Raw genomic sequence first — 17,497 nt, forward strand, 5'->3', positions numbered from 1 at the left:
ATAAAGCATTTTAATCAAAATATATCCAACAGTCCCGTTTAAATTACAGCATTAAAACAAACTCATTTACTAAAAATTATCTCAACTTTTTCTAAGATTCAACAGAAATACTTCAAAAATAGAATTGGCACACCGTTATATTTAATTTAGATAGTATAAATTTGCAGCATTAATAGCATAAATTTACACTACCATAAAATAATTGCTTTGAAGATTTTTCATTCTATAAAAGATTTCAGTTCTCCAAAAAAAACAATCCTTACTCTAGGTACTTTCGATGGGGTACATATTGGACATAAAAAAATACTGGAAAAAGTAATTCAAAACACTCTTGACGAAAAATACGAAAGCCTTGTTTTGACATTTTTTCCACATCCAAGAATGATTTTACAGGAACGTTCCGAAATAAAGCTATTAAACACCATTGCCGAAAAAGTAAATCTGCTGGAAGAATTAGGAATACAAAACCTTGTTATCCATCCTTTTGACGAAAGTTTTTCAAGATTAACAGCCGAAGAATTCGTAAAAACAGTACTGGTTGAACAGTTTAAAATTCACAAAATAATCATTGGTTACGACCACCGTTTTGGCAGAAACAGAACCGCCGATATCAACAACCTTATCGAATTTGGTAAAAAATACAACTTTGAAGTCGAACAAATATCCGCACAAGAAATCAACGATATTTCAGTAAGTTCGACTAAAATTAGAAATGCTATCCAAGAAGGAAACATGCTTTTAGCCAATAAATACTTAGGCTATAACTATATTTTAACCGGAACCGTAATCAAAGGAAAGCAACTGGGAAGAACCATCGGTTTTCCAACAGCCAATCTAAAAATAGAGGAAGATTACAAACTTATTCCGCTAAAAGGAGTCTATATTGTATCTAGCCAAATCAACGGACAAAAAATCTATGGTATGATGAATATTGGTCTCAACCCGACTGTTGGCGGCGAACAGCTGTCAGTAGAAGTTCATTATCTAGACTTTGATGCCGATTTATACGATCAAAAAATTACTGTTTCAATCCTAAAACGCATTCGCGGAGAAGAAAAATTTGACTCTATAACTTTATTAAAAGAACAAATAGAGAAAGACAAAATCCAAACACTTTCTTACATCAAAGAACTTTAGAATCTAATAAAAAAACGTCCATTTTATTAAATAAACTCCTGTTTTTTACGTAAATTTGATAGACAATACCCTGTTCATCAAAGAAGTATTTTTTATTAACCTTAAAAAATTAAGCGTATGAAACTGCCAAAAGAATTATACAATGGAGTTATTATTTTTATAGGTATTGCTCTTTATTTTTTGCTAATGGAGGTTTTGCACCTTTCTAATTTATTTTTCTTAAGACTATTCAACATTGTATTTATCTATTATGGTGTTAATAGAACTTTAAAAACTAATTTTAACGAAGGCAAAACTGATTTTGCTGACAATGCCATTTCAGCATTACTAACTGCATTAGCCGGTGTGCTTTTTAGTATTATGGGCTTGGTAGCCTATATCTATGCTAAAGGAGGAGACGAATACATTAAAACATTATCAGAATCATTATTGTTTGTAGGAAGCCCTTCTGTAATGACTTATAACATTTCTTTACTTTTTGAAGGAATTGTTTCGGCGGTAATTGTAACTTTTTCTCTAATGTTATATTGGAAGAAAAAATATCCGTCAGACTAAAACCTACCATCTTAAAAATCATCTTTTAATTTCAATTCAGCCAAAATGAAACCACCTAAAGAAATTATAAACGGATTTATTATTTTCATAGCTATTAGTATTTACTTTCTTTTGATGGAAACTTTAAATCTGGCTCATTTGTTTTATTTACGCTTTTTAAATGTACTTTTTGTTTTTTACGGAGTCAATAGAACCATTCAGATGAATCTAAAAGAAAACCAAAAAAAGTTTGTCTCAAATGCAGTTTCTGCCATGTTAACCTCAATAATTGGTGTTATTTTAAGCATCATTGGACTTGTTATTTACAGTTATTTGCAAGGCGGGGATGCATTTGTAGCATCTTTATCAGAAACTTTCCTTTTTGGGGGCAATCCTACCATTGATGCCTATTCCATATCATTATTGTTTGAAGGCATTGCTTCGTCTGTAATTGTCACTCTTTTATTAATGCTGTATTGGAATAATCAATTTTCATCTGATTAATAATTCAACTGTTCTTTTGTTACTATTCCTTTTTAAAGCTATTGCATTGCCATTTTGAACATTTTGACTACTTTTGAGCCATCAAAAAAGACAATACAATGAGTATTACAAAACATAACTGGACAAAAGAAGAAATTATCGCCATATATAATAAACCTATGATGGATTTGCTTTTTGAAGCAGCCTCTATTCATAGAGAACACCACGACCCTAATGTGGTTCAGGTATCTACATTATTATCTATAAAAACAGGAGGTTGTCCGGAAGATTGTGGCTATTGTCCTCAAGCAGCACGTTATCACACAGGTGTTGAAGGAAACGATTTAATGTCGGTTAATCAAGTAAAAGCACAGGCTTTACGCGCTAAAGAATCAGGCTCATCTCGTGTATGCATGGGAGCTGCCTGGAGAAACGTAAAAGACGGACCTGAATTTGATCAGGTTTTAGAGATGGTTCGCACCATCAACAAATTAGACATGGAAGTATGTTGCACTCTGGGTATGATTACCGAAAACCAGGCACAACGTCTGGCTGAAGCAGGACTTTATGCTTACAACCATAACCTTGATACTTCTGAAGAATATTACAAAGAAGTAATTTCGACAAGAGGATTTGAAGATCGTTTAGAAACCATAGAAAACGTTCGTAAAACCAATGTTACTGTTTGTAGCGGAGGAATTATCGGAATGGGAGAAAGCATCGAAGACCGCGCAGGAATGCTGGTTGCACTTTCTACATTAAACCCACAACCGGAATCAGTGCCAATCAATGCTTTAGTTGCTGTTGAAGGAACTCCAATGGAAGAAGAAAAACCAGTTGAAATCTGGGAAATGATTCGTATGGTAGCAACCACCCGTATTGTTATGCCGGAAACTCAGGTGCGTTTATCAGCAGGAAGAACTAACATGAGTCGTGAAGGACAAGCCATGTGCTTTTTTGCGGGTGCCAATTCTATTTTTGCTGGTGACAAACTGCTAACAACTCCAAACCCTGATGTTAACGAAGACATGAAAATGTTTGAAATGTTAGGTCTAAATCCACAAAAACCATTTACTAAAGTTTCGCAACCAAAAACTGTTGAAGCTGCTGATTCTCAATTTGCCCCTCTAGGTGAAAAGCCAAAATGGTCTCGCCCAGGACATACTATTGAGCGTAATGTAGAAGCATCAATCAAAGGAAAATAAATATATCTTTTTAAAACATTAAAAATCCATTAGACTTAAAAAATCTAATGGATTTTTTAATTTATATCGAAATCTTAATAGATTATTTTCTTAGAGGCTTTTTTACCATTTTTCAGTACTACCTGAACAATTAAAACCGGATGACCAACCGATAAATCACCAATTATAGCTCCCGTTGCATTAACTGCTGTATCCGAATAAACTATTTCTCCCGAAAGATCATAAACATAAACAGCACTAATTACATCATCGGCAATATTAATCGTTATTATCTTATCATTGGTCGAAATCAACACTCCTTCAACCGAAACATCAACATCTGGAACATCAGTATCATCCTCAATCACTGCTGTTTTATCCTGATAGCGCAACACAAAACGATCATTAAAAATTCCTTTTTCGGTAGTAAAAAAATAAGGTTCTTTTAAATCATATAGCACACCTAACAATTTATCTTCTAAAAATACTTTTTGCGAAGCTAAAACACCATCGGCATGATCAATACTAATTTTAAATTCTCCTACAATTGCCGATTTGTAACCCAATGCAATACTGTCCTTTTTTTGAAATGGTAAAGCACGACCTTGAATAGATAAATTCAATTCCTGATTTACACTATAAAAATCCACATATTGATTTCCATCATAGCTTACACCGTCAAAACTTCCTTCGTACTCGTTTGTTGCTCCAGTTATATACCCAATCAATGTTTGCTTAAAAGCTCCTTGCGCATTAGTTAAATTCAACCATAAACGATTTTTTTCTACTTCATTAGCGGATTTTGAAACTGCGCCCGATTTAAAAAACTGTGAATTATCCATTACAACTCCGCTCAAAAGACGCATTTCATTTTTAAAAACTATTTCCCCGCCTGTTACACTTGCCGGCGCAAAAAAGCCTTGGGCTGCAGCAATCTTTCCATTTGGAACACTTAAATTGTTATTATCATTTGTATCCGAATCAGTAACAGCAGCAGTACCTACTCCTCCTGTACGATTATAAGTCGCATAATCATTGGTAGTATAATTATACTTAGTATTTGCATCCCCATAAGGATCCACATTCTCACTAGGCGGTGAATTATGTGTCCAAAAATAAAGTGTCCCTTCTAATTTACTTGCATTTTCAGATAAAAAAGCATCGGCACTCATAGCCGATGGATAAGGATTCCCCAAAAGATGCACCAAATTTCCAGTTAAATTCTTTTTAATTTCTCCATTATTAGGCTTTCCTTCAAACTTAGGATTATAATCGATTGTTGCCGAGGTAATACTAAAAGTTTGTGGTGCCCTGATAATATAACCTTCTCCCGGCAGCATTATCTTATTACCGCTATAATGAATTTGCCAACCTAAACTGGGATCATAACTATAATATTTATCTCCTAAAGTAAAAGGCGATACATCATACAAAGACTCCCCTATTACTGGCGAAGACCAATAGGTAAAATCATATCTTTTTACAGGCTTTGTGTACCGCTTATAGATAATTTCTCCTGAATTCACACTTTCATTATTCATTTGAACCAAACTGGCATTGTTCTCAAAAGTAAGTGAACCATTCGCATCAACTACTAATTCATTTCTTAATTTTAAATAGCGTCCCGATTTTATAGTAACATAAGCTCCTGAATTAACCTGACAGGAACAAGCTTCTATATCAGCATCCACATTATTATAATTCGCTGCAAAAACTACTTTATTTTCTATGGTAGGAACAGTATCCCATGAGCCATTCCAAGTCCTGGTAATAACTGAGGATTGCATCGATACTACGGCCACATTAGAAACACAACCCGAAGGATACTTAGCCGTCACATTATAACTCCCAATAGGAACCAAAGTAAAAACTCCCGTAGTATTAGAATAGTCAACTCCATTAATACTATAACTCATTCCTACACCCGTAGCAGGAGCAGTAAAGGTTATAGTTCCTGTATTTACTGCACATGTAGGTTGTAAAGTAACTGACGCTGTTGGAGCTGGCAAATTTAGGCTAACTGCCAAAGTACTGGCTGTAGAATTTCCACAACTATTTACAGCCACCACGCTTACATTAGCTGCAGCGTTACCAACTGTAACTGTAATTGAATTCGAATTTTGTCCGGTAGTAATTGCCCAGCCTGAAGCAGAATCCACTGTCCAGATATATGATGTAGCATTAGCTACTGAAGCTATGCTATAAGTTTGAGAAGTGTTTCCGGCACATTGATTTGTATATCCGCTAATTACTCCAGGTTGCACAGGAACAGTTCCTACGGTTAAATCAGCATACTGATTACTAATACTAGTAGAACAATCTACCGATGTTAAGCTTTTTATTGTTATTCTACTTGTTCCTACTGTTGTTAATCCGGCAGCTGTAAAACTACCCGTTCCTGCCGTTTCTACTACCATAGTAGCCATAAGTCCTGATGCTGAGGGCACTGTTCTATCATAAGTTACGGTATAAGTACCTATTGGCAATCCAGCAGCACTGGAAGTCAACGTAACAGTAGCCGTTCCAAAAGTATTGCAAGCAGTTGTAGAAGAAACATTCGAAACACTGTAAGTAGGACAGGTATAAGTCGCTTTTATCTGACCGTTCCCTCCATTTCCTCCATTACTTGCTGCTACGTTACCATTTATAAGTCCACCAACAACACCATTAACTACTCCAACCCCAACTCCACCACCGCCTCCGCCTCCAGGCGAACTACCTGGTGAACCTGGATTATCCGGTGAAAGCAGTATATCTATCACATTATGTGAATTTCCTGCACCTCCTGCACCTCCATTAGTTACAGCTACACCTCCATTCTTTCCCGAAGCATTATTTCCGTTTGAAGCTGTTCCGGCACTACTCCCTCCTCCTCCTCCATTATTTGCTTCTAAAACCAAAGGAATAACGGAACCTGCTAAAAGATAGGCATTAGCCCCATTTCCTCCCTTATAATCACCTGCTGCGCCTCCGGTTCCTCCTGTACCGTATTGAATTAACGAAGTACCCCCTTGTCCACCAGCTCCTCCATTAGCCGAAACAGTAGAAAAAACACTAACACCTCCGGCAGAACCATTAATATTAGTTGTAGATCCTCCTGCACCTCCTGCACCAACAATATAAGCAACTTTCACATTATCCTTATCGACACCTACCGTCACAGTTCCTTGTTTAAATGCACCACCACCACCACCACCCGCAGCTGACAATGTATTATTAGATCCACCACCACCAGCACCGGCTCCCCAACATTGAACGGATAAACTAGTAACACCGGCAGGCAATTCAAGAGTTCCCGAAGAACTAAATGTTTTAGTAGTCTGACTATAGGAAAAGATAGAAATCAAAAAAAACATTAACAATGAGAAATGAGTAGCCTCAAGCATTCTCATTGGCACAAAAAAAAGAAAGTAAATCTTATTCATAACCCTTTATTAAAAAAATTAAATAGCCAGCCCGATATGATAATATCAGGTAAACACAATTTTTTAGGGGGTTAAAAAATCTAGAATAAAATTATAAAAAAAATCGACCAAAAGAAGTAATTTACTGTTAAAATACGTTTTTTAACAAAATAATAAAGTTTAAAACTACAATTATTCAGCCCAAATAAAGTTAACAATAAGATTTTCAATTAAATAAATCTAAAAAAATTAAAATTCAGCAACCAACTCCAGATTAAGACAAAAAAATCCCGATTACTTTTGCAATCGGGATAATTATAAATTTAATTTAGTTAGTAACTCTTCATTAATAAATTATTTTTGTTGAAGTTGTTTTTCCATTCGCCAAAACTACATTTATAAAAAGCACTTGTTGGCTAGATATTAAATTTTGCACCACAAAATTATTAGCTGCTACGTCCTCTTTTTCATAGAGAATTTTCCCTGAAATATCATAAATAATAATCTTTGAAATTAAATCTTCTGTAGAACCTACAGCAATTTCACTGTTACTTACAGAAACCAATACCGTTTCGTCAACTTGTGGCGTATCAACCACTGGCTCGACAGCGTTTTTATCTACATAACGCAATATAAAACGAGTATTGAAAACACCTTTCTCTGTACTAAAAGTATAAGCCTCTTTTTTAAGATCATGAAGCACTTTCAAATCTGTGTCCTCTAAGAAAATATTTTGTGTCGCCAAAGTGCCATCAGTATGGTCGATACTAATTTGGAATTCACCCTTTATAGTCGATTTATATCCTAAAGCCACACTATCTTTTTTCACAAAAGGAAGTGCGCGTCCTTGAATAGATAAATTCACTCCTTGATTCACACTATAAAAATCAACAAATTGATTTCCGTCATAAGTAACTCCATCAAAACCACCATCATAATCGTTAGTAGCCCCTGTTAAATAACCTACTAAAGTCTGTTTGAATGCCCCCTCTTTGTTAGTTAAATTCAACCAGATACGGTTTTTCTCAGCTTCGGTATTAGTTGTCATTTTAGATGTTCCACTCAATTTAAAAAATTGTGAATTATTTAATAATGTCCCAGTCGAACTCAATCGCATACTATTCTTAAACACTACTGTTCCTCCCGCAGTACTGGCTGGCGCAAAAAAACCTTGACCCGCTGCAATTTTCCCATTTGGTAAAGTTCCGCCTGGAGCAGCTGCAAGAGCTGTACTTACTCCCCCAGTACGATTATAGGTTGCGTAATCACTGGTAGTATAATTATAAGTAGCATCGCCTGCAACAGCATTACTTGGTGCCGAATTATGTGTCCAAAAATAAAGTGTACCTTCTAACTTACTTGCATTTTCAGTTAAAAATGCATCGGCATCAATTGCTGATGGATAAGGATTACCTAAAAGATGCACTTGATCCCCTGCAATTGAAAAAGACACAACTCCATTATTAGGTTTCCCTATAAATACTGGATTAGTATCAATTGCAGCAACAGTAATACTAAATGTTTGCGGAGCCCTAATAAGATAACCTTTACCTGCTTCCATAGTAGCTACTCCATTATATGAAATCATCCAGCCTGTAGATGGATTATAACCATAATACTTATCATAAAGCGTATTAGGTGATAAATTTTTCAAAGTTTGTCCCGCAACCGGAGAAGACCAATAAGTAAAATCATAACGTTTTACAGCTGCAGTATAACGTTTATAATTGACATTCCCAGAGTTTATTGTAGGATTATCATTTATTTGAACCAAACTCGCATTATTTTCAAAAGTAAGCGAACCTGTACTAGCTATATCAACACCATTTTCAATTTTTAAAGTACGTCCCGATTTTATGGTAACAGCTGCCGAACCTGTAACCTGACAAGAACAACCTTCAATATCAACATCATTTACATTTGTATAGTCCGAAGCAAAAACCAATCTTTGGTTAATTGTAGGCGTTCCATTACTCCAAGAACCAGATGACCAAGTATTTGTAACGGGACTAGCAATAGTAACATTTACCGTGGCAGAAGTACAACCTCCATTAGAAACGGCAAAATTATAATTTCCAGGAAGAAGCCCTGTTATTGTTTGTGTTCCCCCTCCAGTAATAATATAAGTATCATCATGACTTCCTGTTTGAACAATAGTTCCTGAAGTTGGCAAACCACTCAAAGGCACACTCCCTGTTGGCACTGCACAGTTTGGATTAGTTGGTGTTCCTGCTGTTGGAGCTGACACCGTGACTGCAGTGATATTTCCTGTTGTAGAAGCAGAACTTGTCCCACAAGCATTAGTAGCAGTAACTGAAACTGTACCAACTCCTGAACCTATCGTAATAGTAGCAGAAGTTGTTGATCCCCCTGAAGTAACTGACCAACCAGTACCGGTAACTGACCAAGTATAGGATGTTGCACCACTAACAGCTGCTATACTAAATGTATTTCCTGAAGTACTAGCACATGTATTTGTTGGCTGAGTTATCGTTCCCGGAGTAACAGGGGCAGATGTTGGAGTAATATTTCCTGTTGTAGATGTTAAACTTGTTCCGCAAGCATTGGTAGCACTAACCGAAACTGTACCAACTCCTGAACCTATCGTAATAGTAGCAGAAGTTGTTGTTCCCCCTGAAGTAACTGACCAACCACTACCGGTAACTGACCAAGTATAGGATGTTGCACCACTAACAGCTGCTATACTAAATGTATTTCCTGAAGTACTAGCACATGTATTTGTTGGCTGAGTAATTGTTCCCGGAATAGCTGGAGCATTTGTTGGAGTGATATTTCCTGTTGTAGATGTTAAACTTGTTCCGCAAGCATTGGTAGCACTAACCGAAACTGTACCAACTCCTGAACCTATCATAATAGTAGCAGAAGTTGTTGTTCCCCCTGAAGTAACTGACCAACCAGTACCGGTAACTGACCAAGTATAGGATGTTGCACCACTAACAGCTGCTATACTAAATGTATTTCCTGAAGCACTAGCACATGTATTTGTTGGCTGAGTTATCGTTCCCGGAGTAACAGGGACAGATGTTGGAGTGATATTTCCTGTTGTAGATGTTAAACTTGTTCCGCAAGCATTGGTAGCACTAACCGAAACTGTACCAACTCCTGAACCTATCGTAATAGTAGCAGAAGTTGTTGTTCCCCCTGAAGTAACTGACCAACCAGTACCGGTAACTGACCAAGTATAGGATGTTGCACCACTAACAGCTGCTATACTAAATGTATTTCCTGAAGTACTAGCACATGTATTTGTTGGCTGAGTTATCGTTCCCGGAATAGTTGGAGTAGCCGTCACCGTTACCGTTGTCGAAGCACATGTTGTCGTATTACATGTTCCCTCATATCGCACATAATAAACAGTAGTGGTTGTTGGTGAAACAATTACACTATTTCCTGTACCAACCAAAGTCCCACCACATGAACCGGTATACCATTTAGCTGTAGCACCTGCTCCTGCAGTTCCACCATTTAAAGATAAAGTCGTTGAGTTTCCACTGCAAATTGTGCTTGTTCCTGTAATACTAGTTGGAGCAATGGAATTTGTATTTACTGTTATGTTTAAGACGCTTGTTGTATTACCGCAGGTATTAGAAGCTGTTACTGTATAATTTGTAGCAGATATAGCTACTGTAGGTGTCCCTGTAATAGTACCTGTAGAGGTATTTAAAGACAAACCTGAAGGCAATACAGGACTAACTGAATAAGTAACACTTGAACTTCCTGATGATGTTAATGTAGCGCTATTAGCAGAAATAGCATTACCAAGACAATAACTAGGTGAAGAAATTGTATAACTTAAACCTGATGGCGTTTGATTTGCTGTTACAGTTACTGCTTTCCTTACTGTATTATACCCACTATAAACAGCTTCTACATAATAAGTTTTGGTAGTATAAATTGTCCCTGGACTATAGGTAGCTCCTGTATCCAAAAGATTCCCTCCACTTTGAGCATCGTACCATTTAAACGTAACTCCACTCGAAGGATTAGCCGTTGCTGTTAATGTTGGACTTGCAGAATCACAAAAAGAACTAGGACTTGCTGTAGCATTTACAGAACTATAACCACCACTTGAAACTAAACCTGGAAAATCTGTCAAAACTCCACCACCACTACCATTACAAGATGCTACGTTTATCCCTCCTATTTTAACCAAATCTGAAGCACTACAGTTAGTTGCAGCCCCAAGTTGTCCTCCACTTTCAATTTCAATTGAAGAACCTGCAGCCAATTGAAGATCATAATTCCCTGTAGAAAAATCTACTGAAGCTCCATTTTTAATAATAAAACGAATTGGTCCCAAACAAGAAAGATCCACATTTGACGTCATTGTTAATATCATAGTATTCGTTCCATCACCTATGTATAAAACTCCCCCACAAGCACTTAAAGGAGAAGTACCACAACTAAGTCCAGTAGTATTTCTAGATGTAGTAATTGAACACTGTGCATTTCCTTTGGTCACAAAGGCAAAAGAAAAAAACAAAACAATTAAAAATATAAAAAAAGATTTCTTAAGTAAAATTAGCCTCATAAAAAACAAAATTGATTTGGGACGGACAAGCCTTAAAACTTTAATTTTCAATTAATAAAACTGAATTATAGAGCAAGATTAAATGTAATTTCCTGTTCAAAAAACTAAAAACGTCTATGTACTTGTTTTCTCGTTGAAGTGCATATTTAACACTTGTAAAACCCTCTTTTATATTAAGTATTTAGCAACAAATCAACTCTATGGTTTATATTTTAAAAAAGATTTATTACAACAAAACAAGTCAGTTTAAGAATGCACAAATCTTCTTTAATCACAAAAAAATCCCGATTACTTTCGCAACCGGGATAATTATAAATCTAAAACTTAGTTAGTGCCCTTGTATTAATAAACTATTTTTGTTGAAGTCGTTTTTCCATTTACCAAAATCACATTTACAATAAGAACTTGAGGTGCCAAATTCAAATTTTGAATCACATAATCGTTAGTATCTATTTCGTCTTTCTGATAAATTATTGCTCCTGAAATATCATAAATAATAATTTTTGATATCATATCTTCTGAAGAACTTACACTAATTTCATTTTTATTTACCGAAACCAACACCGTTTTATCAACTTGCTCAACTGTATTTTTTTCTACATAACGCAACATAAAACGAGTATTAAAAACACCCTTCTCTGTACTAAAAGTATAAGGCTCTTTTCTCAAATCATGTAATATTTTTAAATCTTTATCTTCTAAAAATACTGTTTGTGACATTAATGCCCCATCAGCATGATCGATGCTAATTTGGAATTCACCTTTAATTGCCGACTTATATCCTAAAGTTATACTGTCTTTTTCAACAAAAGGAAGTGCACGTCCCTGAATAGACAAATTCATTCCCTGATTCACACTATAAAAATCAACATATTGGTTTCCATCGTAAGTTACACCATCAAAACCGGGATCATAATTATTAGTCGCCCCAGTTAAATAACCAATTAAAGTTTGCTTAAAAGCCCCCTCTTTATTGGTTAAGTTTAACCAAATACGATTTTTCTCTGCAATAGCTACGGTAATAGCTGATTTAGTACTAGTACTTAATTTGAAAAACTGTGAATTATTTCCTGTAATTCTCATACTATTATTAAAAACCAACGTTCCCCCAGTGACACTTGTAGGCGCAAAAAATCCCTGACCGGCTGCAATTTTGCCATTTGGAGTTGCCCCTCCAGTTATGGCTGCCGTTCCTGTTCCCACTCCACCTGTTCTATTATAACTTGCATAATCATTTGAAGTATAATTATAAATAGCATCTCCTGCTACGGAGATACTTGGTGGTGAATTATGTGTCCAAAAATAAAGCGTTCCTTCTAACACCGTTGAATTAGCATCTAAAAAAGCATCCGCATTAATAGCTGAGGCATAAGGATTTCCTAGGAGATAGGAGTTATTTGCAGTCAGTGCTAAAGATACCACACCATTATTAGGTTTTCCAATAAACACAGGATTTGTATCAATTGCAGCAACAGTAATGCTGAATGTTTCCGGAGCTCTGATAAGATACCCATTACCGGCTACCATAGTAGCCGCTCCATTATAATAAATCACCCAGCCTGTACTAGGATTATAGCCATAATACTTATCCCCTAATGTATTAGGCGATAAATTCTTTAAAGTTTGTCCCGCAACTGGAGAAGACCAATAGGTAAAATCATAACGTCTTACTGGAGTAGTATAACGTTTATAATTAATATTTCCCGTATTTATTGCAGCATCATTAATTTGTACTAAACTCGCATTGTTCTCGAAAGTTAATGACCCCGTACCTAAGACTTCTACTTGATTGGTTATTTTTAAGGTATGTCCTGAATTTATAACAACGCTTGATCCAGTTGTAACCTGACAAGAACAAGCGTCCAAATCGGCAGTGGAAGAAAAGTTTCCATTAAAAACAATAGCTTGTAAAATTGTTGGAGTACCATTAGACCAGGACGTAGTCCAAGTATTTGTAATCACTGGATCAATAACAACATTTGCTGTAGCCAATGAAGTACAAGTCCCATTATAAACCGTGAAATTATAAGTTCCCACAGCTAAACCAGAAATAGTAGTTGTAGTACCAGTTCCTGTATAACCACCGGGGTTTATAGTCCATGTACCAGAGGCTGGCAAACCACTTAACTCGACACTTCCTGTTGACATAACACATGTTGGTTGGATAAGAGTTCCTACTATTGGAGTTGTTGGCAAAGGATTAACTGTTATGTTTTTTGTCGCTGTTGTAGTACCACAGGATCCTCCGCTAGTTGTCAATGTTAAAGTGATACTGCCGGATTCTCCTGCGCTGGCTGTATAAGTCGCTGTTGATGGATTAGTGGCATTAATCCAAGTTCCTGAACCTCCTGACCAAGTACCTCCAGTAGCACCTCCTCCTACCGATCCTCCCATTGCTGCAGAAGTACCGCTTTGACAGATAGCTGACAAGGCACTACCTGCACTGGCTGTTGGATTTGGATTTACGGTTATTGTTTTTGTCGCTGTTGTAGCACCACAGAATCCTCCGCTAGTTGTCAATGTTAAAGTGATACTGCCGGATTCTCCCGCGCTAGCTGTATAAGTCGCTGTTGATGGATTTGTGGCATTTGTCCAAATCCCTGAACCTCCTGACCAGGTACCTCCAATAGCACCTCCTCCAACAGATCCTCCCATAGCTGCAGAAGTACTGCTTTGGCAGATAGCTGACAAGGCACTTCCCGCACTGGCTGTTGGATTCGGATTAACGGTTATTGTTTTTGTCGCTGTTACTGTACCACAGGATCCTCCGCTTGTTGTCAATGTTAATGTGATACTGCCGGATTCTCCTGCGCTAGCTGTATAAGTCGCTGTTGATGGATTTGTGGCATTTGTCCAAGTTCCTGAGCCTCCTGACCAGGTACCTCCAGTAGCACCGCCTCCAACGGATCCTCCCATTGCTGCAGAAGTACCGCTTTGGCAGATAGCCGACAAGGCACTTCCCGCACTGGCTGTTGGATTTGGATTAACAGTTATCGTTTTTGTCGCTGTAGTAGTACCACAAGATCCTCCACTTGTTGTCAATGTCAAAGTGATACTGCCGGATTCTCCTGCGCTAGCCGTATAAGTCGCTGTTGATGGATTAGTGGCATTTGTCCAGATTCCTGAGCCTCCTGACCAAGTACCGCCGGTAGCAACTCCTCCAACGGATCCTCCCATAGCTGCAGAAGTACCGCTTTGGCAGATAGCCGACAAGGCACTTCCCGCACTGGCTGTTGGATTTGGATTAACAGTTATCGTTTTTGTCGCTGTTGTAGTACCACAAGACCCTCCACTTGTTGTCAATGTTAATGTGATACTGCCGGATTCCCCTGCGCTAGCTGTATAAGTCGCTGTTGATGGATTAGTAGCATTGGTCCAGGTTCCTGAGCCTCCTGACCAAGTACCTCCAGTAGCACCGCCTCCAACAGATCCTCCCATAGCTGCAGAAGTACTGCTTTGGCAGATAGCTGACAAGGCACTTCCCGCACTGGCTGTTGGATTCGGATTAACGGTTATTGTTTTTGTCGCTGTTACTGTACCACAGGATCCTCCGCTTGTTGTCAATGTTAATGTGATACTGCCGGATTCCCCTGCGCTAGCTGTATAAGTCGCTGTTGATGGATTAGTAGCATTGGTCCAGGTTCCTGAGCCTCCTGACCAAGTACCTCCAGTAGCACCGCCTCCAACAGATCCTCCCATAGCTGCAGAAGTACTGCTTTGGCAGATAGCTGACAAGGCACTTCCCGCACTGGCTGTTGGATTCGGATTAACGGTTATCGTTGCACTACCAGAAACCGTATTAGAACAATTAGGAGTACTTTGATAAATTACACTAACCAAATTATAAACAAAAGATCCTGCAGCAGTTGTAGAAACTGGTACAGTCGAAGAATTATTTGATGCAACATTAACTGTCTGATTTGCTCCTCCATTTATATTATATGTTATTGTGATAGCAACTGATTGGGGATTTGCAAATGTAATATTAGGAGAAGAATCTCCCACACAGACACTCGTCGTACCAATAATAGTAGCTGTAGGCATTGGACGAACAATCAAATTAGCACCAGAATCTACAATACTTGTAGTATTTGTACAAGAGGCATTAGAAATAGAAACTAATGTATAACCTGTATTTGATGTCGGATTATCTGCGGGTGTAAAACTATAAGCTGACGAAGATGGAATTGCAACTGTATACTGTATTAAAGTGGCATCATTTCTATAAGTTATACTATAAGGTGCCGAAAAACTAGAAGCCTCAGCATTAAAAGTCAATTGGGGGCTACCTCCGGCACAAATGGTAGTTGCCGAAAAACCATTAGTTACATTATTGGGTAAGGCATTAACCGTTGCTACAACCGCCGTTCTTGTTACTGTAGTACAACCAGAATTAGTAGCATCAACATAATAAGTTGTCGTACTTGATATTGATGGAGTAGTGAAAGAAGCACCTGTTCCCAATGAACTACCTCCACTTGAAGCTGCATACCAATTAATTGTTCCTGCCGAAGCCGTGGCTCCTAATGTTACCGTTCCTGTTCCACAAACTGATGAAGGAGTAGTTCCCGTTATTGTTGGAATCGGATTCACCGTTGCTACAACCGCCGTTCTTGTTGCTGTAGTACAGCCCAAATTGGTCGCATCAACATAATAAGTTGTCGTACCTGATATTGATGGAGTGGTAAAAGAGGTTCCTGTTCCCAATGAGCTACCTCCTGTTGAAGCTGCATACCAATTGATTGTCCCTGCTGAAGCAGTGGCTCCCAATGTTACCGTTCCTGTTCCACAAACTGATGAAGGAGTCGTTCCTGTTATTGTTGGAATTGGGTTTACAGTTACCACTGTAGCCAATGATGATGCACTTAGACAACCCGCAGCATTTGTTACCTGAACAGTATAACTACCCGATGTAGTAGCACTTATACTTTGGGTAGTTACTCCTGTTGACCATAAATATCCTGTTCCGGCACTTGATGTTAATGTCACACTTCCTCCTGCACAAAAAGTTGTTGAACTTCCTGGAGTTATTGTCGGTGTGGCTGGTAAAGTATTTACGCTAACAGAATTTTCAGCAATCATGGGATTTGTAATACCCGAATTTTTTATTTTGACCTGATATGTCCCGGCTGAACTAGCAGTTGCAGTAAAACTATATGTTGGACTGGAAGAAAAAGAGGTCGCTGCAAGACCCGGACCAGAAAAAGAGTAAGTAAAAGTACCTGAAGAAGTTGGAGGAGGTGTTGCCGTAAGGGTTATTTGACTACCAACGCAAACCGGACTATTTGAGGCCAAACTACCTGTTCCAGCATATGATAATAAATCAGCAAAACTTAAATCGGCTCCTGCTCCACCATTACAACTTGCTAATAAATTTGTCCCTATGTAGATTCGTTCCGATGCATTACAAGACCCTCCAATCAAATCAGATCCCGGTTCAAAAGTTATCGATGAACCTTCAGCAAGAAGTAAACGATTATTCCCTGGTGAAAAATCAAATGAACCCTTATTTTTTACAATAACCTGAATAGCACCTAAACATGTTAAATTCAATTCTGCATCCATATAAATATTCGTAATCGAAGATCCGTTTCCAACTGTTAAAGTACCATTACAAGCACTAAGTGGCAAAGTCCCGCATGTAAATGTGCTAGCATTTATATTCCCTGCCGGGCTAGCAACAATAGAACATTGAGCTGCTAGGTTTTGATTAAATCCAATAATAAACAATCCAATCAAAAGTATAATTGAGTAAATTCTTTGCGTTGTATGATTAAGTCCAAAATTCTGAAGTATTTTTCTTTTCATAATTTCAGCATTTAAGGTTCAATTCTCAATAAAGTCCCAACAAAATATTTTTCACATAAGACTATTTTATACCGATAACAAACTCATCTATTAATTTTAGAGCTTTTTAAATTCCATCTAATTCTTTAACTTATGAATGTTTGCCTTTTAGTATGAAGTTTTGACAGGTCTTTTATATTGCTTTTTTATAAAAAAAAGCCTCAGACTGATACAAGAAATCTTTTTAATTCAATTAAAACTGGCTCTAATAAAAATGTGGTATTTTTTTTGAATTAAAGCAGTATTTGTCAGGTCAAAAAAACCATATAAGATTATGATTTTCAATTAATTCTCTATTGAAGTTAGCAATTATGAATCGTAAAAAGTAAAAAAATCGTCAAAGCACCTTTTTATCT

Annotated in this window: 7 protein-coding genes; 4 read left to right on the forward strand and 3 right to left on the reverse strand. The window is 37.4% G+C overall.

All coding sequences use genetic code 11. The features are described from left to right. Positions 1-207: 207 nt before the first annotated feature. From EOD40_RS01300 to bioB, 4 genes are all read left to right on the forward strand, one after another. The gene (locus EOD40_RS01300) at positions 208-1,137 is read left to right on the forward strand and encodes a bifunctional riboflavin kinase/FAD synthetase (protein WP_128193090.1); all 930 of its coding nucleotides are present in this window, start codon (positions 208-210) and stop codon (positions 1,135-1,137) included. 117 nt (positions 1,138-1,254) lie between these two features. Beyond that, a complete protein-coding gene (locus tag EOD40_RS01305; protein WP_128193091.1) occupies positions 1,255-1,692 on the forward strand; it encodes a hypothetical protein in 438 nt (145 codons plus the stop codon). Between the two features lie 45 nt (positions 1,693-1,737). Next, complete coding sequence (locus EOD40_RS01310) at positions 1,738-2,175, forward strand: hypothetical protein (RefSeq protein ID WP_128193092.1); 438 nt, start codon at positions 1,738-1,740, stop codon at positions 2,173-2,175. A 98-nt stretch (positions 2,176-2,273) separates the two neighbouring features. After that, entirely contained in the window at positions 2,274-3,359 is a 1,086-nt protein-coding gene (bioB, locus tag EOD40_RS01315; protein WP_128193093.1) for a biotin synthase BioB, read from the forward strand. Positions 3,360-3,433: 74 nt separating this feature from the next. Here bioB and EOD40_RS17910 read toward each other — a convergent pair whose 3' ends face one another. The 3 genes from EOD40_RS17910 to EOD40_RS01325 form a co-directional block, all read right to left on the reverse strand. After that, on the reverse strand, positions 3,434-6,763 hold the full coding sequence (locus tag EOD40_RS17910; RefSeq protein ID WP_164905434.1) for a T9SS type A sorting domain-containing protein: 3,330 nt from the start codon (positions 6,761-6,763) through the stop codon (positions 3,434-3,436). A 325-nt stretch (positions 6,764-7,088) separates the two neighbouring features. Then, the gene (locus tag EOD40_RS01320) at positions 7,089-11,294 is read right to left on the reverse strand and encodes an Ig-like domain-containing protein (RefSeq protein ID WP_128193094.1); all 4,206 of its coding nucleotides are present in this window, start codon (positions 11,292-11,294) and stop codon (positions 7,089-7,091) included. Between the two features lie 342 nt (positions 11,295-11,636). Beyond that, positions 11,637-17,102, reverse strand: coding sequence for an Ig-like domain-containing protein (locus EOD40_RS01325; protein ID WP_128193095.1), 5,466 nt, complete (start codon positions 17,100-17,102; stop codon positions 11,637-11,639). Positions 17,103-17,497 lie beyond the last annotated feature (395 nt).

It is taken from the genome of Flavobacterium sufflavum, from assembly GCF_004016525.1.
GTDB lineage: Bacteria > Bacteroidota > Bacteroidia > Flavobacteriales > Flavobacteriaceae > Flavobacterium > Flavobacterium sufflavum.

Bases quoted from the DNA above. Each gene is read 5' to 3' on its own strand.
- EOD40_RS01305 (WP_128193091.1), top strand. From the start codon at position 1,255: ATGAAACTGCCAAAAGAATTATACAATGGAGTTATTATTTTTATAGGT.
- EOD40_RS01310 (WP_128193092.1), top strand. From the start codon at position 1,738: ATGAAACCACCTAAAGAAATTATAAACGGATTTATTATTTTCATAGCT.
- bioB (WP_128193093.1), top strand. From the start codon at position 2,274: ATGAGTATTACAAAACATAACTGGACAAAAGAAGAAATTATCGCCATA.
- EOD40_RS17910 (WP_164905434.1), bottom strand. From the start codon at position 6,763: ATGAATAAGATTTACTTTCTTTTTTTTGTGCCAATGAGAATGCTTGAG.
- EOD40_RS01320 (WP_128193094.1), bottom strand. From the start codon at position 11,294: ATGAGGCTAATTTTACTTAAGAAATCTTTTTTTATATTTTTAATTGTT.
- EOD40_RS01325 (WP_128193095.1), bottom strand. From the start codon at position 17,102: ATGAAAAGAAAAATACTTCAGAATTTTGGACTTAATCATACAACGCAA.